Consider the following 22277-nt stretch of genomic DNA (forward strand, 5'->3'; position numbering starts at 1 on the left):
ACAGGCAAATCCTCCACCCTTTAATCACATACACAGGCATAAAAAAATCCGCCAGTCTAAATCGACTGGCGGAAACCTTATTCATAAAGTTAAAGGATTACAGACAAAGAGTTTTTGTGATGATAACCAACAGGATAAACAGAACCAAGATAGCTCCTGTGTTAGTAAATCCACCGTATCCTCCTGCGAATTCGCCCATTTTAACTCCTCCTTTGTAATTGAGTACATCATAAGATATGCTAAATCCCCATCTCTGCTTGGGTATTTTGAACAAAAATAACCCAACAATCCCGTTGAGGTTGTGGGTTATTCATTATTAGTTAACATAATATTTATTACGTAAACAAAATATGTGTAAATCTCTTGAACGGTAAAATAAGCATTGATTTTGATGACTACAATATCGCTATTTCCCATTCAAATATTAACCCTATTATTATTTAATGTATTGAAGTATTGACTCGGATTTCCTTGTGGCGGGTTAAAACGCTCTTTAAATTCTCCATTGGTGTACTCTCCAATCACTCTATGCCAGAAATTACGGGCAGGCGTATTCGCGCGTACCTGTGACACCTTCCAGTCGCCTGGGTACATATCAAATAATTTATGCGCGGCCCAGGTCCCCACGCCGCTCCGTCGATATTTTTGCATTACAAAAAACTCAGTCATATAAAACTGTCCTTCGGGATTACGCAACAACCGTTCTACAAGTGCAAAACCAGCAATATGCCCGTCCACTTTAAACAAATAAGCGAACTTATTGTTGCCACTACTCCAAAAAGATTCTAGTCCCGGATACGAAGGATATATCCCATCTTGGTCTACATCAAGCTCCAAATAACGGGTGAAATCATATAGGTAAAACTGCATTAATTTGCTTATCGTCTGTTTCCGCTCTCTGGGAACCAGCTCCATTCCAAGTTCCATTAGGTGCACCTCTGACATTTATGTTTACTTCACATCATATAACTTAGTTGATTCAGGAGCAAGGTCATCGCTTGTGATTAGCTTTGATCTAAGCCTATTGGAGAACAAAACATGATAAGATAGAAGGAAGAAATGATATGAAAACTATGGAAAAGGTGAATCACATGAGCGTTCAAAAGAACGATGACCGTAAAAAACTGGATCTAAAGCTACCTCTCATGCCTTGGTTCGTTCAGCAGTTTATTGACTATAAGCGACCTGATCTATCCCCATCCACCCTTCTGGAGTATATTCGGGACTATGAGTCCTTTTTCGGATGGCTGCGTGCTGAAGGTCTCTCACAGGCCAGCTCCAACACAGAGATCACATTGCTTGAATTAGAAACCCTGCACATGGATAGTATTGTTGGATACCGCCTGCACCTCACTACCCGAGCTGAGGGAACCAATACACGTGTAACCGTGTCCCGTAAGCTGTCCGCATTACGCTCTTTATTTCATTATTTAAGTCAGATCGCTGAGGACGAGAACTTCTATCCATTGCTTAAGCGTAACATTATGGCCAAGGTTGAAGTAAAACGAACGCATAAACCTAAGGACACTGCTGCTAAATTAAAGGGCAAGATTCTAGAGGATGAGGAACTGCTGGAATTCGTGGGGTACATTTTCGAAGGATATGGACGAGATGTTGAAGGTAACAAGCAGGCCTTTTACTCCTTTCAATTAAATCGTGAACGCGATGCCTGTATTGCCAGCTTAATTCTGAATTCTGGTCTTCGTGTATCCGAAGTAGTCAATCTAAACGTGGATGATCTGGATGTTAACAACAAGCTGATTTATGTCACCCGAAAAGGGAACAATGATGAAACCTTCAAAACCCCTGTTTATTTTCGAGAACAAGCTAAAGATGATTTAGCTCTTTATTTAAGCCTTCGTCAATCCCGTTATAAAACACCAAAGAGGGAAAAAGCTTTATTTATCGCTTTGCCCAATGGACGGCAAGAAGGCAAACGCATGACCAAAAGAGCCATTCAAGAAATGATTATTAAATATGCAAAACGCTTTGGTAAGCCCTATCTAACGGTACATAAGCTTCGTCACTCTTTTGCAACAGACTATTACCTGCAAAACGATATTTATAAAACGAAAGAACAGCTCGGGCATGCTTCGACAGAAACAACCGAGATCTATGCTCATCTCACGGACAAAACGATGTCTGAGGCGATTGAACGCCGTTTGGATAGTTGATTTTTTTTGCAAAAAGCCGGCCATACCCTATCCGAATTTTATGGAAAAGGTGTGGCCGGCTCTCTTTTTACATGGTTTAGAAAGACTGATCAGAGTAGCATTATGTTGAATCATTGGCTTTTCTATTGTGAATTTTTCATATGTTGAAATGTTGTAAATAATATCGCTGGCATATTAGATAATTAGCTACTCCCGTCCAATTGTTAATATCAAAAAGCATTTTACCTTTATCCTATCCGCGTATTTCTCCCGGAAGCTTGATAATAGTCACTTTAGCACCCTCAGATAAGCCTCGTTCCTCTGGTGGAACAACAATCAGACAATCACTATCCTTGATCGTGACCATCACGGAAGATTCGTCTATCGCTGCTGGAATGGCATAAAGGCTGCCTTCACGGATCTCTAATCGCGCTCTAACAAATCGGGTAAAGTCATTCACTCTGTTATAATCTGCACCGAGTGTGGCGCTCCATTCTGGTAAGAAAGGCTGTGACGCACACTGCATTAATCTGATAACCGGACGTGCGAACAATTGAAAACCAACGAAACAAGCACCTGGATTACCTGATAGAGCTAACAGCAGCTTACCGCCTCTAACAGCAGCAGTGGTTACACTCCCCGGACGCATCGTCACTTTGTTAAATAGCATATCTCCACTCTGTTCACGAACCAAATCGCCCATAATATCATAATCTCCTACCGATACTCCACCCGTAGTGATTACAAAATCGTAGGTTTCCAGCGCCATCTGTACTTTACTTCGAGCCAGCTCCAGATCATCCACAATAGATCCAAGTATCACGGGCTCACCACCTGCCTCCTTGACTAAAGCTTCAAGCATGGGTGAGTTGCTGTTTCGAATTTTGCCAGGCTGTAGTGGTTCATGTACCTCTAGCAGCTCCGTTCCTGTCGCAAAGATAGCTACCTTAGGCCGACGATAGACTTTCACTGTATGTATGCCAAACGCCGCCAGAACAGCTATATCCCCCGCAGAGATTAATCGCCCCGCTGGCAGCACTAGCTCACCAGAGCTTAACTCCAGCCCCATTGTTGTGATATTAGACTTCGCTTCCTGCTTCTTTCGAATACCTACGTAAGTCTTTCCTTCCTCCTCACGTGTCTCCGTTACTTCCAGCATAACCACAGTATCTGCCCCTGACGGCACTTGTGCTCCCGTCATTATCCTTGCTGCTGTTCCCGAAGTGATGTCTACCGATGCCACAGCGCCACATGGAATATTGTCTACCATTTCTAACCATACGACTTGTCCATTTACACAGTGATTTGTATCTGCTGCAATAATTGCATATCCATCCATGCTAGAGCGGTTAAACGCGGGAAAAGGATGTGGCGCAATCACTTCCTCGGCCAAATAACGTCCACAGACCTCATTCAATGAGACCTCCTGTGACTCTAGCGGATTAGCAAATTTGATTATTTTGGCCTGTGCCTCTTTTACTTGAAGCGCTGTTCGCCGAAATTTATGATCCTTCATACCTTACCTCCGCTCTAAATCATCCGTTTTTGCAGTACAATAGGTACTATTTTAACATGAGCCAACCAGAAATAAAATGAATAGCAGAACTGCAAAATCCTTTATCTATTTCATCACAAAGTTGTACAAAAAAAGATGCGATCATAAGACCACATCTCCTACAACTCAATTCTAGGATGCTCTGATAACCTTCACATCTCCAGGAATTACTTTTTCTCCTTCATAAAGCATAAAGCGTCCATGTTGCCATTCCACACGCAGGAGTCTAGAGTCATCTGACTGATATTGCCACACATGCTGCTCTCCGCCATTCATAAAAGGGGTTTGACCAGCTACAGCGACATATCCGTCATATTCTTCCTCCAGAAAATAAGTATAATCGTCCAGTTCAAGTGTTGTTGGAACTTCAGCAGGATTATCTAATCGCCCATCGATTGGTTTATACAAACCATATTGCAGCTGTTCCCGCTCCTCAATATGCAAATAGGCAATTTGACTACCATCTCTTAATGTCAGTACTACCGCATTTCGTCCACGATTATGGGTCCTGCCGGTTACCTCGTAGGTAACGAGCGATACTTCACAGATGTCTCCGGGAGACAAATTAAGCATACTTTTCTGAACTTCCTGAGCTGCTGGTTTGGAGAAAAGATTACCTATACGTTTCCATATACTCAACTTGATCGTTCCCCCTACATAAATGCAGAAATAATTAAAGCTCCCGTAATTTGCAGTGAGCCTGATAATAAGCCGTACCCGATTTTGCCAAGCTGTGTACCATGATCCAGATCCAGATTCCCCCATTTAGCCAAGAGGAGACGGACCGTTCTTTCCAATATAAGCAAAAGAAAAAAAGATACAATCGAGATCAGCAAAGCATCTAGCAGACTGTTAGAAGCAGCTATCGATGATGATAAAATGAATGCCTGTGCCAATAGCTTCATTACAAAACGTGTAGTAACTGCCATATTTCCAGCCTTTAACTCTTCTAAATCATTGTATCGAGTGAAAAGTGAATCTACGAACATCAGCACAAACAGCAACACCGCGCCGCTCACTGTCCACACGACCATGGACACCAGGATATGGAAATCCATTCTATAGCCCCCGCTTATTCATTTTGCATGCTGTCATAAGCATAGATAAAGCGAAGAGGAAACGATAGTCCTGTCTCCCCTTCGCCTGTGAACATCAGCCGTGAAACGGCTAAGATCAAATGTTATTGCTTCTCGTATTGTTTCATCAGAGCAGCCAATTCATCTTCTACTGCTTGATCTTTGTTCAACTTCTCGAACTCATCATCAAGTGATTTGTTGCCCGAGCTCATCTCGTTGCTGGCTTCGGCTTGAGCTTCTGCTTGCAGCATTTTGTCTTCCATACGTTTCAGGCCAGCAGATGCGGAATCAGAGCTGAAACCGCTCATTGCTTTATTAATTTCAGTTTGAGCTTTGGCAGCATTATAACGAGCAACCAAGGTTTCGCGTTTGTTTTTCATCTGAGTAAGCTGCTTGCGCATTTCGTCCAGCTTCCCGCGAAGATTATCCGCAGATGCTTTATTCTGGTCGAAGCTCGCTTTATATTCTACCAGTTTAGCTTCAGCAGCCTTCTTTTCTTCCAGAGCACGGCGAGCAAGGTCAACATTACCAGCTTGAGCTGCAGCATGTGCCTGTTGCGTACGTTTGTTAACAAGCGCTTCCTGCTCTTCATACAGCTGCTTGAACTTCTTCTCAATAGCGATTTGAGCCGCTACTGCTTTTTCTGCATCTTCCAAATCTTCGGTCATATCACGAATGTACTGATCCGTCATTTTAATCGGGTCTTCTGCTTTGTCAATAATCGCATTCACGTTAGACATTGTTAAATCGCGCAATCTTTTAAATATAGACATGGTTTCATTCCTCCAAAAGATAATTTAAAAACCCACTTGATATCTTTTACGCAGAATTGCCAATTCCGTTTCAAATTTGTTGCGCTAAATATTGATTAACTTTATTATTTACTATCTCTACTACCTTCATAATGCCTTCTTTCGAAAGATCGTCGTAATGAATCCCCATCACAACTGTGACGGTCCTATTTAGAGCCTTAGCTACCCTGATCGCAATATCTTCACTTATCGTATGCTCTTTATGATGAGGAACGGCAGAGGTCTGCACTTCTACCCGCTCTCCATTCAAATACGCAGTACTTGCCGCTCCAATATGACGAACACCACCACTGATTACGAGTAAGAGATCCCGTCCGACTGGCGTCGCCGTCAGCCCAATATCCTCAGGGTTAATCTTGTTTGAAGTCAATAGTATCTCCTCACTACTCCACTTTATATAATGCCACGTATTTCATCTAAGGATTGAATATTCTCTTGAACCATGAATTGCTCAAGTTCTTCAACAAGCTGGCTGCCTGCTCTCAAATTCATAAAATTGTAGGTTCCGACTTGGATTACCGAAGCACCTGCCATAATAAATTCAATAATATCAGTAGCTGTGGTGATGCCCCCCATTCCGATTACTGGAATAGATATGTTCTGTGCGACTTGATGCACCATACGCAAAGCAACTGGCTTAATCGCTGGTCCGGACAATCCGGCATATAAGTTATTAAATACACTACTTCTCCGTCGCACATCGATCTTCATCCCGGAAATGGTGTTAATCAGCGAGACGGCATCTGCTCCCTCTTCCTCACACATTTGAGCCATCTCAACGATATTTTCAGCACCTGGAGACAGCTTTACCGCAAGTGGTAGCTTAGTGGCACGCCTAACAGCTTGTACTACCTTTTGCGCTTCTGAAGTCTTGATTCCAAATGCAATTCCGCCCTCTTTTACATTTGGACAGGAAATATTCAACTCAATCATATCAACAGCTGGTTTACCTGCGCTTGATCGAAGATCTGCATCACGCTGGATCATTTCTGCTCCAAGTACGTAATCCTCAAGCGTTCCGCCCCCAAGATTCACCAAACGGGCTGTATCGAGTGTTTCCCAATAAGGGCATTCTTTTTCCAAAAACGCGGATACCCCCGGATTCTCCAATCCAACACTATTCAACATACCAGAGGCTGTCTCGTATACTCGAGTGCCAGGGTTACCTGCTTTGGGATGGAGGGTGAGCCCCTTCCCTGAGATTCCACCTAACGAGGAAACATCATACAGCTTTCCATATTCACGACCAAAGCCGAAGGTTCCTGAAGCCATTACAATCGGATTCTTAAAATGAACGCCTGCAATTGTTGTGCTCATCTTAGTCATGGAAAATCACCTCCTCAGAAAGGAACACGGGTCCGTCTGCACAGGCTTTTCGCTGACCATCACGACAAGAAACACTACAAACAAGACAGGCTCCAATACCGCAAGCCATTCGATTCTCTAGAGAGAGATAAACTTTTGTATTGCTACCCGCCTCTTCAGCCGCTAACCCTTTAAGCTGTGCTGCTTTAAGCATAGGATGTGGGCCGCAGACGAAAATATGATCATATTGACTAAAATCCACACGATCCAAAATAAATCCGCCTACATCTACTGTAAGCTCGGCTGCTAATGGACGAAAAGCTTCTGTCCGGTAAGCTTCGCGACTAAAACCTAGAAAGATATCACTACTAGGCAGCTGCTTTGCACAATAATATAGCGGCGCTATTCCGATTCCACCACCAATAAGCGCAACCTTGCCTTCCACCTGTGGGAATCCCGTGCCAAAAGGCCCTTCAAGCTCCACTGAGTCACCAGGAGTCAACCGTGAAAATATTTCAGTGCCTTCCCCCACTACGTGATATAAGAATTCAACACTATCTTCTTTTACTTCATGTATACTTAACGGTCTGGAAAGGATCGGATAAGCACCCCATGCCCGTAACATGTAGAATTGACCCATTTCACCGCCGCTATTCGTTTCAACTTTAAGGTGGTACACTCCGTCAGTTAGCCGATCGTTACTTAAAACCATCCCCACGTTATCAAGCTCCTTCAAATTTTATCTTTATTAAGATTGCCTTAGAAGGAGCATAAAATCTGTGACAAACTTCACATTCAAAGCGAGCTATCTCTTTTTCCAGATCCCGCGTTCATAAGGTTTGGGTACATTACGTACGCCTCCAAGTGCCTCTTCCGCATGTAAAGCCCAATAGGGATCGCTCAACATCCCACGGCCAACGGCTATCAGCTCTGCCCGTTCTTCTGCGACGATGGACTGTGCCTCAGTAAAGGATTCAAGCCGCCCCACTGCAATTACAGGCACCTGTAATTCACTACGGATAAACTCTGCCAGATCCACTTGATAAGCAGGGCCTGCACCCGGCCCTCCATTTGAACCTATAGGACCTTCGCCTCCAGAAGAAACATGGAACAGATCCACTCCAGCATTCTTGTACCGTCGGCAAATATCCAGAGCGTATTCAGCATCATATCCACCCTTTACATATTCCTTCGCAGATATTCTCATAATCAATGGCATATCCACAGGAACCACTTCTCGGACTGCTTTAACTATCTGTTCTCCGAACAATGCAGGATCTTGTCCATATTCATCATCTCTGGTATTCGTCAATGGAGAATGAAACTGATGAATTAAATACCCATGTGCACCATGAATTTCGACCGTATCAAATCCTGCATCCACAGCTCTGCGTGCACCTTCACGGAAAGCCTCAATCAACGCTAAAATTCCTTCCTTAGAAAGCGCTTGTGGCGTTTTGGAATTAGCATCAAAGGGAATGGCTGATGGAGCCACCGGCGGCTCAGCATCCACTGCTTTACGTCCAGCATGTCCTAATTGAACAGCGATTTTTGATCCATATGCATGTACACTATCTGTGATTCTACGATAAGCCTCAATTTGCGAATCATTCCAGATTCCTGTATCTCGATTAGTGATTCTACCGTCTGGATGTACGCCTGTCATTTCCACGATAATAAAACCTGTACCGCCAATTGCACGGCTTACATAATGAACATAATGCCAATCATTAGGAATGCCATCCTCTTTATCCACCGAATACTGACACATAGGCGGCATGACAATACGATTTTTCAACGATAATCCCTTCAATTCATACGGTGCAAACAAATCAGACATTCATGTCTCCATCCCTTCCGTAATCTATAATGGGTTCGGGAAATTCCCCGTTCTATTAGTATACATGCATTGGAACCTTCAAGAAATCTAAACGCAAACTGTATAGTCAGCAGCATAAATCTACCCAGCTATGGGGATAACAATTAAGAATATGACGGTGATCAGGTTGTAAAGGAGGCAGATGGGGATGTATTTTCAACAGAGAGGTCAGAAACTGCTCGTAATATTAGGAACAATCATAACTATGCTATTCCCAACCTATTCTTCAGAGGTTGCGTCAGCGTCCGTGCAGAGTCAGAAGACTCCACAAGAACAAACACCAAGTATACCCGTTTCAGAGGAAGATACGGCCATTTCAGCAGGTAGCGCTGCTACAAATAGTTCGACGCTTAACAGCACTAAAAACGCTAAAGGTCTTACATTAAGTCAGCTGTTACACAAATACCCAGAGACTTTTAAGACTAGTGGACCTCGGAATAAAGTCATAGCACTTACCTTTGATGATGTTCCTGATCCAAGATTCACCCCCCAATTGCTAAACGTTTTAAAAAAATATAATGTCAAAGCAACCTTCTTTGTGGTGGGAAGCAGAGCAAAAAAACATCCGGCTTTGGTGAAAAGAATGATTAGAGAAGGACATGCAATTGGAAATCATTCGTATAATCATCCTCAGTTTGTGAAGCTTGCGATGAATGATTTTCAATCACAAATCATAAAAACCGAGGATATTATACAAACCTTGGCCGGATATAAACCACGACTAATACGCCCACCCTATGGGGATATCAGTGAACAGCAGCTAAAATGGGCGAAAAGCCATGGCTATACGCTCGTGAATTGGAATGTGGACTCATTGGATTGGAAAGGACTTTCCAAAAACCAAGTCAGAAATAATATTCTGGCCCATATTGGAAGAGGAGCGATTATTCTTCAGCACGGTGGAGGCGGTCCAGGTAGTCATCTACAAGGAACGATTCAGGCTTTACCTGAAGTAATCACGATTATGCGCAAGCGGGGCTATACTTTCGTTACCGTTCCTCAATTACTACAGGTGTCCAAAAGTAAATAAAACACCCACAAATATATATTTTCTATACGTAAAAAAAACGGAGGTAGCCGCTAAGGACTCCCTCCGTTTCCTGTGTAACCTTTTTTTAGAACTTTTCATATCTCTTTAATAATTAAAATTTTCTCTATTTTTATCTATCTATTTAACAATGTATAATTGTACATATTGATAACCAAATGTTGATACAAAGCTTTGGCTACCAGGAATAAAGATATCAATACGATTGCCTTTTATAGCACCGCCTACATCCGTTGCCGTTGCTAAGAATGCATCTTTAGGCAATCCATCATGTGAATGCCCTGTCACCAATACTTTGGTACCAAGAGGAATCACATTTGGATCAACAGCAATAGTACCGATCTTGAGAGGATTTCCGAAATAATCTACTGCACCCCATCCGCCATTCTCACTGCTTGCAGAAGAATAAGCTGAAGCTTTGACTTGAATCGATTTGTCATAATTAAACGACTTCCCCCATGCTTCAACTGTTTTGGACTCTGAGTTTACATTCAGACTTGGTGTAATCACTGGAGATTTGTCAGTTGTAGTTACGGACTCAGCCTGCATCTTACTAGGGATAGTAATTTCAAGACCTTCGTAAATGTTAAGGGCTGCAACCTTTGGGTTTGCTTTCATTAATTCATTCATACCTACATTATATTGCTTGGATAAAGTATAAAAAGTGTTGCCATCCTTAGCGATATGAACGCTGTCTGCATGAGCTGGAACAGCATGCAATAATGCACTGATTCCCATAATTGCAGCAAGGGTTTTAATTGTTCTAAATTTGTTTTTCATAATTGCCTCCTCATTAGATGGGCGTGAACGGTATGACTTCCGTATACGCTCGTGTACATTTTAAGTACTTATGTACATCCCGTGTGTGATTTCTTGGTGTGTTGCAGTCTTTTGTAAAACTGACAGGACTTAATATATCACAATTTTGTAACCTGTGCTTATGTAATTGTTACCATTATGAAAAATCAAGTTTCAATATTGTCATTTTTGGAGGTGCTGGTTAACATATTTTTTATTATGTAAACTAAATTTAAAGATTCATACACATTTTTTAAAAAAATAACATATAAAATTCCCGAATATTTTACATAGCGTTAACATTTCATGCTTTATCCAATAGTAGAATGATAGAATATGATAAATAGAATAGATATAGACACGAATCATATTTGGAGGTCCCATGAATACAGAAGAGAATAAAAACAACCAAAGCAGCCCAGCCACTGCTTACCTCAATAGAGATTTGAGCTGGATCGAATTTAACCGACGCGTGCTTAAAGAAGCTCAAGACCCCGATAATCCGCTAATGGAACGGGCTAGATTTCTGGCTATCGTCTCAAGCAATCTTGATGAGTTCATAAGCGTTCGAGTGGCAGGAATTCAAGATCAAATCCGGGCAGGCTATACTAAAAAAGATTTCACTGGCTACACCCCTTCCGGGCTATACAAACGTCTCATCAAACGAGTTACCAAAATTGTTGCCGACCAATACCGGATTTTCCGTGATATTTCACGGAGTTTGCATAAAGAAGGTATCGTTTTTGTGGATTATGAGGATCTCACTCATGCACAGGAACAGTCCATAGAACAATATTACCGGGATATCATCTATCCTGTACTTACGCCAATGGCTGTAGATCAGAGTCGACCGTTTCCACTCGTTCATAGCCAATTTATCTATTTAGCAGTTGTTCTTACTCGTAAGAATGGCCTTGAAGAAGAGCCTTTTTTTGCTATTCTGCAAATTCCATCAAATCTGCCAAGATGTATTCCACTACCACACCGATCTAACAGTAAGAAACGGCAGTTCGTATTTATAGAGGATGTCATCCGTCATCACATTCAAACTTTATTCAGTGGTTACGAGCCGGTTGCCGTTAGTGAATTTCGTTTGACCCGCAACTCTGATCTCACGATCGACGAAGAAGGGGCCGAGGATCTTCTGGAAGAGATTGAAAAGGAGCTGCGCAAGCGTCGCCGCGGTGTTCCAGCAAGACTTGAAGTACAAAAAGGAATTCATCCATATGCTTTGGAACAGCTGCAAGCTGAGTTTGAACTTGAAGATTTCGTATTCGAAATTGAAGGTCCGCTAGATCTAAGTTTCCTTCGTAACTTCGCCGGCAGTATTAAGGGCTTTAGTTACTTAAACTATCCAAGTATTGAGCCGGTCTACCCAGCTGAATTTGAAGAGAACGAGGATTTCTTCGAGGTATTACGTGAGCGAGATGTGCTGGTCTACCACCCTTACGAATCCTTTGATGCGATGACGGACTTTATCATTCAAGCGTCAGAGGACGAACAAGTAATGGCTATTAAGATGACACTCTATCGGGTTAGCGGTAACTCTCCTCTGATTACTGCACTGGCTAATGCTGCTGAATCCGGAAAACAGGTAACAGTAGTTGTTGAGTTAAAAGCCAGATTTGATGAGGAACGCAACATCGCTTGGGCTCGTCAACTTGAAAAATCCGGATGTCATGTTGTATATGGTCTTGTTGGACTCAAAACACATGCCAAAGTTACCTTGATTGTCCGTCAGGAAGGTCAAGAGCTACGTCGCTACGTACATGTAGGCACAGGAAACTACAATGACAGTACAGCCAAAGTCTACACGGATCTCAGTCTATTTACTGCTCAAAGCGATATCGGACTTGATGCTTCAGAGCTGTTTAATCAAATGACGGGCTATTCCGCTGATTTTGACTGGAATTCCTTCATTGTAGCTCCAACGGACATGAGCCTTTCCTTACAAAAATTGATGAAGCGTGAAGCGGAGCATGCTGCAGCTGGAAGACCTGCACGTATCATTGCCAAAATGAACTCACTCTCTAATCAACAAGTCATCGACGATTTATATGGTGCCGCACAGGCTGGTGTATCTATCGATTTAATCGTTCGGGGGGTTTGTTGTCTTCGTCCGGGGATTGAAGGTTTGAGCGAAAACATTACGGTTCGCAGTATTGTCGACCGCTTTCTGGAACATTCAAGAATTTACTATTTTGAAAATGGCGGGAATCCTGAGGTGTATTTATCCAGTGCAGATTGGATGACAAGAAACCTAACTCGACGGATCGAGCTGATGTGTCCGGTAAGAGACAGCAATATTCGCAAACAAATTGTTAAGATTCTTGAACTATCCCTTAAAGATAATGTGAAGGCAAGCTTCTTACAGCCTAATGGATATTACGAGCAAGCAGACGACAAAAAGGCCCCTTTCCGGAGCCAGTTCGCAGCAATGGATGTTACACGTTGGAAGGAAAATCGAGTTTAACCTTCACAGTCCAAGCATTCTTAAATGCTTTTATGGCGTTCTCAATGTCCTCTAGACCAATCAGAAGCGCTGAAGCGCCCTCAAGGTCCAGATTAAGGGTATTGCCGTGTAAATTAGCTTTCAAGCCGCTTACAATCCCGATCTCGGTGCTGTCCAGTGTAATGCTTAGCTGTACAAGCGATCCGAGCTTATGAATCCACTCTTCGTCGGAAGGCAGCAAAATGTCCTTATACATCTGGGACAATTTCTGCTTCCGGCTTTTTGTGCTGTACGAGGCAATCAACGCGCACAGGATAAGCTGGCGGTGTGTCAGTCCACGAATCGGTGAATTCATCAGCCAATACAGGGTGTGCCGTTTAGATTGATAATAGTTAATGTTAGACCCCGTTCGATGTAGCATGATGGATACATAAATTAACATCTCGTGTTCAGCTTTATTCTCCTCATCCTTGAACGCGTCAAACAGACTTAGCGCAAGCTTATTAATATGATCTAAATACCGTTTAGAGGTACGAATATCAAACCGAATGATCGTATTTAAACTGTATTCAAGCGCACTGTCCCGCACCGGTTGCTCTGGCTTCAGTAAATCATGTAACATACCTTCCCTGAGCCCTTCCCCGCTGATTACAGCCTGGCTAGCCCCAATATACTGATATACCGTATGAAAAATAATCAACCCGGACACAATGATATCTGCCCGACTCTTAGACAACCCGTCTAAATCTTTACGTTTATCATAAGGCATTGAAGGTAATGTGTTCATAAAATGCTCAATCGTCTCACTGGCCATGGTGTAGCCATGAGAGTTTGGTAAAGAGTAGGCTCTAGTCTTTTGATCCAGCTTCCCTAAAGAACGAACCGTGCCTCCCAGACCAAACAACGGAAGGCCTGCTGTTGCGTTAAGCCAATCATGTTCAACCAATCTCCCCAGAACATAGGTTTCAAGTTTCTGAATCTGCTCTCCATTCCAGTTCCCGCCTTGACCAAACATAAGATTGGTGTTCACCGCTCCGAACGGAAAGGAAATGCTATGCTGATATCGCCGCCCGCGAAAAAGTGTAATTTCAGTACTCCCGCCACCAATATCGATGACGTAGCCATCCTCAACATTAAATGCGTTTATAACACCCAAGAAACCAAAGTAAGCTTCCTGATGGCCACTGATAACCTCAATTGGAATGGTAGATGCTTCTGACAAAAAGGCAATAATTTCACTGGAGTTAGCTGCATTTCTGATTGCCGCTGTAGCCCCTGCGCGAATAGTCTCCACTTCAAAAGCATTGCAGATCTCTTTAAACTGGCGCAAGACTGGAATTATGGTCTCCATATCCTTCTGTTCCAGTCGGCCTTCCTTCGTAATCTTCTCACTAAGACGCGCAGAGTACTTACACTCCTTGATGATCTTATAGCCTCCCTCCGGCGTTGTATCATAGATTACAAGACGTATGGAGTTAGAACCAATATCAATAATGCCGATCCGGCGCAGATCATCTCTCATTATGTATGTACTCCTTTTCAAGTTGATTGACCATCTATTATACATGGTTTACATAAATAAATGAACTCAGTCCATTATATCCTCAAATCACGCAACTGTTAAAAAAATAAAGCGGCACCCGGATAACCTGCCCGAGCGCCGCTACAATTTGACTTATTTATAACACTTTACTTAAAAAATCCTGAGTACGTACATGCTGAGGATTGCCGAATACTTGTGCAGGTGTACCCTGCTCTACAATCACGCCGCCATCCATAAATAGAATACGGTCGCCCACTTCGCGGGCAAAGCCCATCTCATGTGTAACAATGACCATAGTCATCCCATCTTCTGCAAGCTTCTTCATAACCTCCAGCACCTCACCGACCATCTCTGGGTCAAGGGCTGAGGTTGGCTCGTCAAAGAGCATCACATGAGGCTGCATCGCCAGCGCACGGGCAATCGCGATCCGTTGCTTCTGTCCTCCGGACAGCTGAGCAGGATAAGCATCCTTTTTATCTTCAAGGCCTACTGTCTTAAGCAGCTCCATTGCGAATTTATCCGCTTCGGACTGCTGCTGTTTTTTTACCTTAATCGGTGCTAGTGTAATGTTCTGCAGAACTGTTTTATGAGGAAAGAGGTTAAATTGCTGAAATACCATTCCCATCTTCTCACGCGTGACATTAATATCGTGCTTTTTGGAGGTAATAGATTCACCTTCAAAAGTGATTTCGCCACCAGTTGGCTGCTCCAGGAGATTCAAACAGCGCAGAAAGGTACTTTTACCCGATCCACTCGGTCCGATAACGACGACGACCTCACCTTTATGAATCTCCAAGTCAATTCCCTTGAGAATTTCCAGCTTCCCATAATTTTTTTGCAAATTCTTAACGGCGATCATCGGTATTCAGCCTCCTTTCCAGTCTACCCAGAATCTTCGATAGCGTAAATGTCAGCACAAAGTACATAAATGCGATAATTACTAGGGGTGTCATACCATCGTAAGAAATCGTTGTAACTGTTCGGGCTTGAAACATCAAATCCGTTACGCCGATAAAAGAAATAATGGATGATTCCTTGATAATAGTGATGAATTCATTTCCGATGGCCGGGAGAACACTCTTAAGTGCTTGAGGGAGTATAATATGACGCATAGTCATCCCTTGCTTCATACCAAGCGAACGGGCTGCCTCCATTTGTCCACGATCTACACCCTGTATCCCCGCACGGAAAATCTCTGCAAGATAAGCAGAACTGTTAATGGATAAGGTAATTGCACCCGACTGAATCGGTGTAAACTCAATCCCAAACGTAGCCAATCCATAATGGATGAGAAACAGTTGTACAAGCATAGGTGTACCACGAAGGAATTCTACCCAGGCTGTTGCCAAGAAGCGAAGCACACCCCATTTGGACATACGTAGCAAGGAAACGATAATCCCTAGAATAAAACCAAAGAATACACCCAGAACAGCAAGCAGTAGGGTATACTGCAAACCGGTCAGGAAAAAATCACGATAATCATAAGCCATTTGAAATAATTTAATGTCCATATTCTATCCTCCCATCTCCAAAAAAATAGAAAATAGCTTATTGCCGCTATTTTCTGTATACACATACAATTTACTTAAGCAGCCTTTAAAAAAATACGTTATTTCTTTATTTCGTGCTATCTGCAAGCTCACTAGCTGCCGTCACAAACTCATCAATTTTACCTTCTGAGTTTAAACGTGTCAGTGTGCTGTTTACTTGATCCAGTAGCTCTTTGTTTCCTTTTTTAATACCAATAGCATAACCGTCATCCTCAACTTCTGGCTTAGCATCAGTGATTACAAGACCAGGAACATTCTTAACGAATGATTTGGCGACGGGTCCTTCAATGATAGCAGTATCTACACGATTGGATTGCAATTGTAGAACGATTTCAGAGATTTTACCAAGTGAAGTGATTTTCGCTCCCTCGATCCCTTTAGCAATTTCTTCTTGAATGGATCCGGTTTGTACACCAATCTTTGTACCTTTTACAGCATCCATAGTGGCGTATTTATCTTTGTCCGCTTCGCGCACAACAATCGCTTGCTCCGCCTTGTAATAAATGTCTGAAAGATCAACAGCTTTTTTGCGTTCTTCCGTCGGGCTCAGCCCAGAAATTACAATATCTACTCTTCCACTGGACAATTCGTTTAATAGTGAATCGAATGGCAAGTCCTTAATCACAAGCTCTGCACCCATATCGGCAGCAATTTCCTTAGCAATATCGATATCGAAGCCCACGATAGTATCTTTACCGTCTACTACCTTATGGAATTCGTAAGGAGGAAAATCTGCACTTGTGCCCATAGTAAGCTTCTTAGTAGCCCCACCGTTAATTGCATCTCCACTTGCAGCGGTATCACTATCATTTTTATTTTGACCGCAGCCTGACAACAGGCCTACTGCTAATAGCATACCTAAACTAAGTTTACCCCATTTGTTCATTTCTATATCTCCCCTATTCTTATGAAAAAAAAATCTTAGTAGTCCCTTTGACCGACTTATTATAAATCAGAACGCATGAATATGCAAAGGCATAATTGTGACAATAACTTCCTTTTATTGGGTTTCACAGCAAAGAGCTCATCTTCTTAGACCTATCATTCCAAATTTATTCAATTTTTATATAATTTTATACATTTTTACTATTCCCTCTCTTAACCAAATCATGCGGCAAATTGCCCTTAATAATTTCCATCAAAAAAAGGAGTACACTAAAGTATGAATCATACTTCAGCGCACTCCCTTATTAACCTATTACAGAATCTGATGAATCTTTATTCCGTAATTTCATTGTAAATATCAATGTACTGCTGAGCCGATACATTCCAGCTATAATCGCCAGCGAAGGCATTTTTCGTAATCTTTTTCCAGTGTTCTGGCTGCTTGTATAACGAGATCGCCCGGCGAAGTGTAAACATCATATCGTGGGCGTTATAGTTGCTGAACGTAAAGCCGTTCCCTTCACCGGATTCTTCATTATAAGGTTGAACCGTGTCATTCAGGCCACCGGTTGCCCGCACAACGGGTATGCTGCCATAGCGCAAAGCGAGAAGCTGACTGATGCCACAAGGTTCAAACTTGGAAGGCATAAGAAAGATATCACTTGCGGCATATATTTTACGTGAGAGAGCATCATTAAAGAGGATTTGCGAAGATAGCTTTGTCGGATAACGCCAAGCCGCTTCCCTGAACCATCGCTCATAGGACTCATCCCCCGTTCCAAGCAGTACAAATTGAATGTCATCATTATATAGCAGTTCATCCAATACACGAGTAAGCAAATCTAAGCCTTTGGAATCCACAAGACGGGTAACCATAGCTACCATCGGAATATTGGCATCCACAGGTAGTCCTAATTCCTCCTGCAAGGCTAATTTGTTCTCCGTTTTCTTAGATAGATTAGAACGGTAACGGGTAACAAGACTTGTATCTGTTGCAGGATTATAGCTTTTTGTATCAATTCCATTCACAATACCGCTCAAAACATCCGCTCTCGCATTTAACAGACCATCCAATCCGTAACCATAATAAGGTGTCCGAATTTCTTCCGAGTAGGTTGGACTTACTGTGGTGACACGGTCGCTGTATACAATGCCTCCTTTTAAGAAATTCACATTTCCGTAATACTCAACCCCTAGAAAATAACTACTGTCGAGACCCAATAACTCCCCAAGTACTTCATAAGGAAACACGCCCTGATACAACAGGTTATGTATAGTAAATACACTTCGCATCTCTTTGTAAAATGGATCATGTCGATAATGCCCCTGTAGCAGCATGGGGATTACAGCCGCATGCCAATCATGGCAATGCAAGACGTCCGGCTGAAAATCAATCGCTGGCAGACACTCCAGCACCGCACGATTATAGAACGCGAAGCGCTCTCCATCGTCCATATATCCGTAGATTCCGTCCCGTCCAAAATAATATTCATTGTCGATAAAGTAAACGGGGATACCGTCATAAACCATATGCTCGATCCCGCAGTATTGATTACGCCAACCGATTGGCACATACACTTCTGTTAAAGGCTCCATTTTTGAAGTGAACTTTTCTGGAATCCCACGATATTTAGGCAAAATCACTCGTACATCCACCCCGGCACCCTTCAGCGCTTTAGGTAATGCCCCAATGACATCGGCCAGACCACCCGTTTTGATAAATGGATGAGCTTCAGCTGCGGCAAATAAAACTTTCATGATTATTTCCCCCTTTAAAGTGTACGGATTCTCTATTCGTTCTTTTCTATGACTCATTTGCCTCTTTACTCTTACCCACTCGTGACGATTTCTTAAACACCAGGAAGCTAAGAGGCGGTAATGTTAGCTCTATACTGTTCACCTGATTATGCCATTCTAACTTTTTGCTCTTCTGAGGCAAGTTGTGTATACCCGACCCTCCGAACGCTACATCTTCTGAGCTAAAGAGCTCTTCATAAATTCCTGGGCGTGGAACGCCTATACGATACTGTTGACGTTGGACAGGTTGAAAATTGATGATAAACAGCAACGTATCTCCTGGCTTCTTGCCTTTACGCAGATATGAAATCACGCTTTGTTCATTGTCATCTGCATCAATCCATTGATAACCCTCTTGGGAATGATCAAGCTCCCACAGGGCTTTCTCCGAGCGATACAGTTTATTAAGTGCAGCAGTGTAAGCTAGCATGTTACGATGGCTGTCATAGTCCAGCAGTAGCCAATCCAGCTGCTCCTGATCCTTCCATTCGATAAATTGACCAAATTCTCCTCCCATGAACAGGAGTTTCTTTCCGGGATGGGAAATTTGATAACCGAGCAGTTGCCTAAGTCCTGCGAACTTTTGCTCATAAGAACCTGGCATTTTGTCAAGTAACGACTTCTTGCCATGTACAACCTCATCATGTGATAACGGTAATGCATAATTTTCGGCATAAGCATAACATATTGGAAATGTTAATAAATTATGATGATGAGGGCGACCCCAGAAATCATGTTCTATGTAGCCCAAAGTATCATTCATCCATCCCATATTCCATTTATAGTTGAAACCGAGACCCCCTTCATGAGCTGGCGCTGTAACTCCAGGCCACGCACTGGATTCTTCTGCCATCATCAATGCCTTAGGATAGTACTGAAATATCGCTTTATTCAGGTTCTGAATAAATTTAATGGCCTCTAAATTCTCCAGACCCCCATTCACGTTACGCCGGTATTGATGAGCCTGTTTTTCAAAATCGAGACGAAGCATGCTGGTAACCGCATCTACCCGCATCCCGTCAATATGATAATACTCAAACCAAAAGAGCGCATTAGAAATGAGGAACGATGAAATCTCTGGCTTGCTGAAGTCAAACGAAAGAGTCCCCCAGCCTGGTTTCTCCGCCAACATTGGATCTGCATATTCATAAAGTGGCGAGCCATCAAACATTCTTAAACCATGTGCATCCTTTGCAAAATGGGCCGGAACCCAATCCAGAATGACACCAATGCCTGCTTGGTGCAAGTGATCGATTAAATACATTAGCTCATGGGGTTCACCATACCGACTCGTAGCTGCGAAATACCCCGTTCCTTGATAGCCCCAAGATAAATCGTATGGATGCTCAGCAAGTGGCATAAACTCTACATGGGTATAGCCCATTTCCACCAAATAAGGAATTAATATTTCACTCATTTCCTGGTAGCTATAAAATTCCCCATCTTCTTTTTGACGCCAAGTTCCAAAATGCATCTCATAAATGTTCAGCGGTTGATGATACGGAGCTTTGCTCTTTCTCCGCCATGCAGCATCTCCCCAACGGTAACCACTGAGATCCGTAACAACGGATGCAGTTGCCGGTCGAACCTCAGCTTTGAAGGCAAATGGATCCGCTTTGAGAAAGCTGGAGCCATCACTGGCAACAATTCTGTATTTGTAAAAAGTTCCCGGCTTTATTCCCGGAAAAAAGCGACTCCAAAATCCTGAATCGGGTATCTTATATAACGAGTCCATGTCCTGCGTTCCATCCCAGCCATTATGATCACCAGCTAGTCCTACATATGTCGCATGAGGAGCCCACACGGTAAAGCGCACGCCCGTAACGCCTTCTTCAGCGGCAGTGTGCGCACCCAGCATAGAATAGCTGCGAAAATTGGTGCCCTCATGGAACAAATAAATATCAGCAGCTGACGGAAGGATATCGATTGTTGCGATTTCAGCCAATTCTACACCACCTTTTTGAATGCTTGTACCTATTAGATTACCCGAATATTACCATTTTGAAAATGATTTGATGTGAAAACAAAAGATTTTCTGATAAAGAAATATTAATTGTAATTTTTCTTTTTACACAGCAATATACTTCACCTATGTCGTTTCAAGTGCTTGTCGTGCGTTTATATAACAAGCATTGACAAAATAATGGGAGGGATAACAAATGAATAACAAAAAAGATTGTATCGCCATGCTCTTGGCAGGAGGGGAAGGCCGCAGATTGGCTCCCTTGACTTCCAGTATGGCTAAGCCTGCAGTCCCTTTCGGTGGACAGTATAAAATTATTGATTTCCCACTAAGTAATTGTGTAAATTCTAAAATCGATACAGTAGGTGTTCTTACGCAATATGAAGCTGAATCCTTGCACGATCACATCGGTGAAGGTGAACCTTGGGGCTTACATAGTCAAAAGGATAAAGGTGTCACCTTGCTTCCTTCCGGTGTTGAAGGCAGAGACAGCTATACAGGAACAGCTGATGCGATTTATAAGAATATTGAGTATATCGATAGTTGTAATCCAGAGCATGTACTTATTCTGTCCGGTGATCATATTTACCATATGGATTACCGCAAAATGCTGGATTATCATGTTGGCAAGGCTGCTAAAGCCACGATCTCCGTCATGGAGGTGCCATGGGATGAAGCTAGCCGTTTTGGAGTGATGAACGTAAATGAGGAACTGAAAATCTCTGAATTTGCGGAAAAACCAAAAGTACCTAAAAGTAATTTAGCTTCTATGGGTATATATCTGTTTGAGTGGGCTTATCTGAAGGAGCACTTGTTGCGGGATGCAGCTAATCCGAATTCCAGTCATGACTTTGGTAAAGACGTTATACCAACAATGCTTGATCAGAATGATGATTTATTCGCTTACCGCTTCAAAGGATATTGGAGAGATGTTGGTACTGTGGGTAGTCTCTGGGAAGCACATATGGATCTTCTGCAAAAAAACAATGGCATGAAGCTCGACAAAGCTCATTGGCCGATGTATAGCCGGATTCGCCGGACTAAGCTTGCTGTTCATAAACCACGTGTTCAGATGCCATCAACGGACTCTCTCGTGAATGAATTCTGCACACAAGAAGGCAGCCTGCAACGTTCTGTAATCTTCAATGGTGTGGAAATTGGAAAAATGAGCCAAATTAAACAAAGCGTTATTATGCCTGGCGTTCGCATTGGACGTGGAGTACAGATTGAAAATGCCATTATTGGTGAAGGCGCCATTATTAAGGATGGTGCTGTCGTCAAGGGAAGTATTAATAATATTGTAGTTGTTGGGCCCTATGAGACCGTAGCTCCTAAGCCAGCGGTTCGAAATCAACCCTCCCGTCTGTTTCAGGATGTTTATGAGAAGACAGGACGTCTACGGGAAGTTCTCCCTTCATAAAACCATTATATATATAAATTCTTTATCAAGCAAAAACGCCT

General features: G+C 42.7%; 21 protein-coding genes. 4 read left to right on the plus strand and 17 right to left on the minus strand.

Going from position 1 to position 22277, the window contains the following annotated elements; all coding sequences use genetic code 11:
- Positions 1 to 97 precede the first annotated feature (97 nt).
- A complete protein-coding gene (locus M2444_RS16955) occupies positions 98 to 199 on the minus strand; it encodes a YjcZ family sporulation protein (RefSeq protein ID WP_218832623.1) in 102 nt (33 codons plus the stop codon).
- 218 nt (positions 200 to 417) lie between these two features.
- Positions 418 to 927, minus strand: a complete 510-nt coding sequence (locus M2444_RS16960; protein WP_094878198.1) for a GNAT family N-acetyltransferase — start codon at positions 925 to 927, stop codon at positions 418 to 420.
- 164 nt (positions 928 to 1091) lie between these two features.
- Here M2444_RS16960 and xerS point away from each other — a divergent pair, with 164 nt between their 5' ends.
- Complete coding sequence (gene xerS, locus M2444_RS16965; RefSeq protein WP_060623783.1) at positions 1092 to 2174, plus strand: tyrosine recombinase XerS; 1083 nt, start codon at positions 1092 to 1094, stop codon at positions 2172 to 2174.
- A gap of 232 nt (positions 2175 to 2406) precedes the next feature.
- Here the strand turns inward: xerS and M2444_RS16970 are convergent, their stop codons facing one another.
- From M2444_RS16970 to M2444_RS17005, 8 genes are all read right to left on the minus strand, one after another.
- A complete protein-coding gene (locus tag M2444_RS16970; protein ID WP_280787547.1) occupies positions 2407 to 3669 on the minus strand; it encodes a molybdopterin molybdotransferase MoeA in 1263 nt (420 codons plus the stop codon).
- A gap of 171 nt (positions 3670 to 3840) precedes the next feature.
- Positions 3841 to 4347 carry a DUF4178 domain-containing protein gene (locus tag M2444_RS16975; RefSeq protein ID WP_094869153.1) on the minus strand — a complete coding sequence of 169 codons (507 nt, stop codon included), beginning with the start codon at positions 4345 to 4347 and terminating at the stop codon, positions 3841 to 3843.
- Positions 4348 to 4361: 14 nt separating this feature from the next.
- Entirely contained in the window at positions 4362 to 4766 is a 405-nt protein-coding gene (locus M2444_RS16980; RefSeq protein WP_094878196.1) for a DUF350 domain-containing protein, read from the minus strand.
- A gap of 122 nt (positions 4767 to 4888) precedes the next feature.
- Positions 4889 to 5557, minus strand: a complete 669-nt coding sequence (locus M2444_RS16985; protein WP_094878195.1) for a PspA/IM30 family protein — start codon at positions 5555 to 5557, stop codon at positions 4889 to 4891.
- A 70-nt stretch (positions 5558 to 5627) separates the two neighbouring features.
- A complete protein-coding gene (lpdD, locus tag M2444_RS16990) occupies positions 5628 to 5966 on the minus strand; it encodes a prenylated flavin chaperone LpdD (protein WP_280787548.1) in 339 nt (112 codons plus the stop codon).
- A 23-nt stretch (positions 5967 to 5989) separates the two neighbouring features.
- Positions 5990 to 6922, minus strand: a complete 933-nt coding sequence (locus tag M2444_RS16995; RefSeq protein WP_094878194.1) for a dihydroorotate dehydrogenase — start codon at positions 6920 to 6922, stop codon at positions 5990 to 5992.
- Complete coding sequence (locus M2444_RS17000) at positions 6915 to 7619, minus strand: dihydroorotate dehydrogenase electron transfer subunit (protein WP_280787549.1); 705 nt, start codon at positions 7617 to 7619, stop codon at positions 6915 to 6917. Before M2444_RS17000 ends, M2444_RS16995 begins: the two co-directional genes overlap by 8 nt.
- 87 nt (positions 7620 to 7706) lie before the next feature.
- A complete protein-coding gene (locus M2444_RS17005; protein ID WP_280787550.1) occupies positions 7707 to 8741 on the minus strand; it encodes an NADH:flavin oxidoreductase/NADH oxidase in 1035 nt (344 codons plus the stop codon).
- A 187-nt stretch (positions 8742 to 8928) separates the two neighbouring features.
- Here M2444_RS17005 and M2444_RS17010 point away from each other — a divergent pair, with 187 nt between their 5' ends.
- Complete coding sequence (locus M2444_RS17010; protein ID WP_280787551.1) at positions 8929 to 9810, plus strand: polysaccharide deacetylase family protein; 882 nt, start codon at positions 8929 to 8931, stop codon at positions 9808 to 9810.
- Between the two features lie 138 nt (positions 9811 to 9948).
- Here M2444_RS17010 and M2444_RS17015 read toward each other — a convergent pair whose 3' ends face one another.
- Entirely contained in the window at positions 9949 to 10608 is a 660-nt protein-coding gene (locus tag M2444_RS17015; protein WP_280787552.1) for a 3D domain-containing protein, read from the minus strand.
- A gap of 400 nt (positions 10609 to 11008) precedes the next feature.
- Here M2444_RS17015 and ppk1 point away from each other — a divergent pair, with 400 nt between their 5' ends.
- Positions 11009 to 13099, plus strand: coding sequence for a polyphosphate kinase 1 (ppk1, locus tag M2444_RS17020; protein ID WP_094878190.1), 2091 nt, complete (start codon positions 11009 to 11011; stop codon positions 13097 to 13099).
- On the opposite strand, the gene M2444_RS17025 is transcribed toward ppk1, so the two are convergent.
- The 6 genes from M2444_RS17025 to glgB all read right to left on the minus strand — a co-directional run bounded on the left by M2444_RS17025 (position 13071) and on the right by glgB (position 20798).
- Positions 13071 to 14600 carry a Ppx/GppA phosphatase family protein gene (locus tag M2444_RS17025; protein ID WP_179283756.1) on the minus strand — a complete coding sequence of 510 codons (1530 nt, stop codon included), beginning with the start codon at positions 14598 to 14600 and terminating at the stop codon, positions 13071 to 13073. The two genes, ppk1 and M2444_RS17025, sit on opposite strands and share 29 nt — an antisense overlap.
- A 157-nt stretch (positions 14601 to 14757) precedes the next feature.
- A complete protein-coding gene (locus M2444_RS17030; RefSeq protein WP_042188767.1) occupies positions 14758 to 15480 on the minus strand; it encodes an amino acid ABC transporter ATP-binding protein in 723 nt (240 codons plus the stop codon).
- Entirely contained in the window at positions 15467 to 16132 is a 666-nt protein-coding gene (locus tag M2444_RS17035) for an amino acid ABC transporter permease (protein WP_256989731.1), read from the minus strand. The genes M2444_RS17030 and M2444_RS17035 overlap by 14 nt, the downstream gene beginning before the upstream one ends.
- 106 nt (positions 16133 to 16238) lie before the next feature.
- On the minus strand, positions 16239 to 17057 hold the full coding sequence (locus M2444_RS17040; RefSeq protein WP_280787553.1) for a transporter substrate-binding domain-containing protein: 819 nt from the start codon (positions 17055 to 17057) through the stop codon (positions 16239 to 16241).
- A gap of 332 nt (positions 17058 to 17389) precedes the next feature.
- On the minus strand, positions 17390 to 18814 hold the full coding sequence (glgA, locus tag M2444_RS17045; RefSeq protein WP_280787554.1) for a glycogen synthase GlgA: 1425 nt from the start codon (positions 18812 to 18814) through the stop codon (positions 17390 to 17392).
- A gap of 46 nt (positions 18815 to 18860) precedes the next feature.
- Positions 18861 to 20798 (minus strand): 1,4-alpha-glucan branching protein GlgB, encoded by a 1938-nt coding sequence (gene glgB, locus M2444_RS17050; RefSeq protein WP_280787555.1) that lies wholly within the window; start codon positions 20796 to 20798, stop codon positions 18861 to 18863.
- Positions 20799 to 21012: 214 nt separating this feature from the next.
- Here glgB and M2444_RS17055 point away from each other — a divergent pair, with 214 nt between their 5' ends.
- Positions 21013 to 22236, plus strand: a complete 1224-nt coding sequence (locus M2444_RS17055; protein ID WP_094869166.1) for a glucose-1-phosphate adenylyltransferase — start codon at positions 21013 to 21015, stop codon at positions 22234 to 22236.
- Positions 22237 to 22277: the final 41 nt, after the last annotated feature.

The organism is Paenibacillus sp. PastF-3 (assembly GCF_029893135.1).
In the GTDB taxonomy this organism is placed as follows: domain Bacteria; phylum Bacillota; class Bacilli; order Paenibacillales; family Paenibacillaceae; genus Paenibacillus_AQ; species Paenibacillus_AQ nitricinens.

What these genes read in the sequence shown, in the direction of transcription:
- M2444_RS16955 (WP_218832623.1), bottom strand. Translation starts at nt 199, where the DNA reads ATGGGCGAATTCGCAGGAGGATACGGTGGATTTACTAACACAGGAGCT.
- M2444_RS16960 (WP_094878198.1), bottom strand. Translation starts at nt 927, where the DNA reads ATGGAACTTGGAATGGAGCTGGTTCCCAGAGAGCGGAAACAGACGATA.
- xerS (WP_060623783.1), top strand. Translation starts at nt 1,092, where the DNA reads ATGAGCGTTCAAAAGAACGATGACCGTAAAAAACTGGATCTAAAGCTA.
- M2444_RS16970 (WP_280787547.1), bottom strand. Translation starts at nt 3,669, where the DNA reads ATGAAGGATCATAAATTTCGGCGAACAGCGCTTCAAGTAAAAGAGGCA.
- M2444_RS16980 (WP_094878196.1), bottom strand. Translation starts at nt 4,766, where the DNA reads ATGGATTTCCATATCCTGGTGTCCATGGTCGTGTGGACAGTGAGCGGC.
- M2444_RS16985 (WP_094878195.1), bottom strand. Translation starts at nt 5,557, where the DNA reads ATGTCTATATTTAAAAGATTGCGCGATTTAACAATGTCTAACGTGAAT.
- M2444_RS16995 (WP_094878194.1), bottom strand. Translation starts at nt 6,922, where the DNA reads ATGACTAAGATGAGCACAACAATTGCAGGCGTTCATTTTAAGAATCCG.
- M2444_RS17005 (WP_280787550.1), bottom strand. Translation starts at nt 8,741, where the DNA reads ATGTCTGATTTGTTTGCACCGTATGAATTGAAGGGATTATCGTTGAAA.
- M2444_RS17010 (WP_280787551.1), top strand. Translation starts at nt 8,929, where the DNA reads ATGTATTTTCAACAGAGAGGTCAGAAACTGCTCGTAATATTAGGAACA.
- M2444_RS17015 (WP_280787552.1), bottom strand. Translation starts at nt 10,608, where the DNA reads ATGAAAAACAAATTTAGAACAATTAAAACCCTTGCTGCAATTATGGGA.
- ppk1 (WP_094878190.1), top strand. Translation starts at nt 11,009, where the DNA reads ATGAATACAGAAGAGAATAAAAACAACCAAAGCAGCCCAGCCACTGCT.
- M2444_RS17025 (WP_179283756.1), bottom strand. Translation starts at nt 14,600, where the DNA reads ATGAGAGATGATCTGCGCCGGATCGGCATTATTGATATTGGTTCTAAC.
- M2444_RS17030 (WP_042188767.1), bottom strand. Translation starts at nt 15,480, where the DNA reads ATGATCGCCGTTAAGAATTTGCAAAAAAATTATGGGAAGCTGGAAATT.
- M2444_RS17035 (WP_256989731.1), bottom strand. Translation starts at nt 16,132, where the DNA reads ATGGACATTAAATTATTTCAAATGGCTTATGATTATCGTGATTTTTTC.
- M2444_RS17040 (WP_280787553.1), bottom strand. Translation starts at nt 17,057, where the DNA reads ATGAACAAATGGGGTAAACTTAGTTTAGGTATGCTATTAGCAGTAGGC.
- glgA (WP_280787554.1), bottom strand. Translation starts at nt 18,814, where the DNA reads ATGAAAGTTTTATTTGCCGCAGCTGAAGCTCATCCATTTATCAAAACG.
- M2444_RS17055 (WP_094869166.1), top strand. Translation starts at nt 21,013, where the DNA reads ATGAATAACAAAAAAGATTGTATCGCCATGCTCTTGGCAGGAGGGGAA.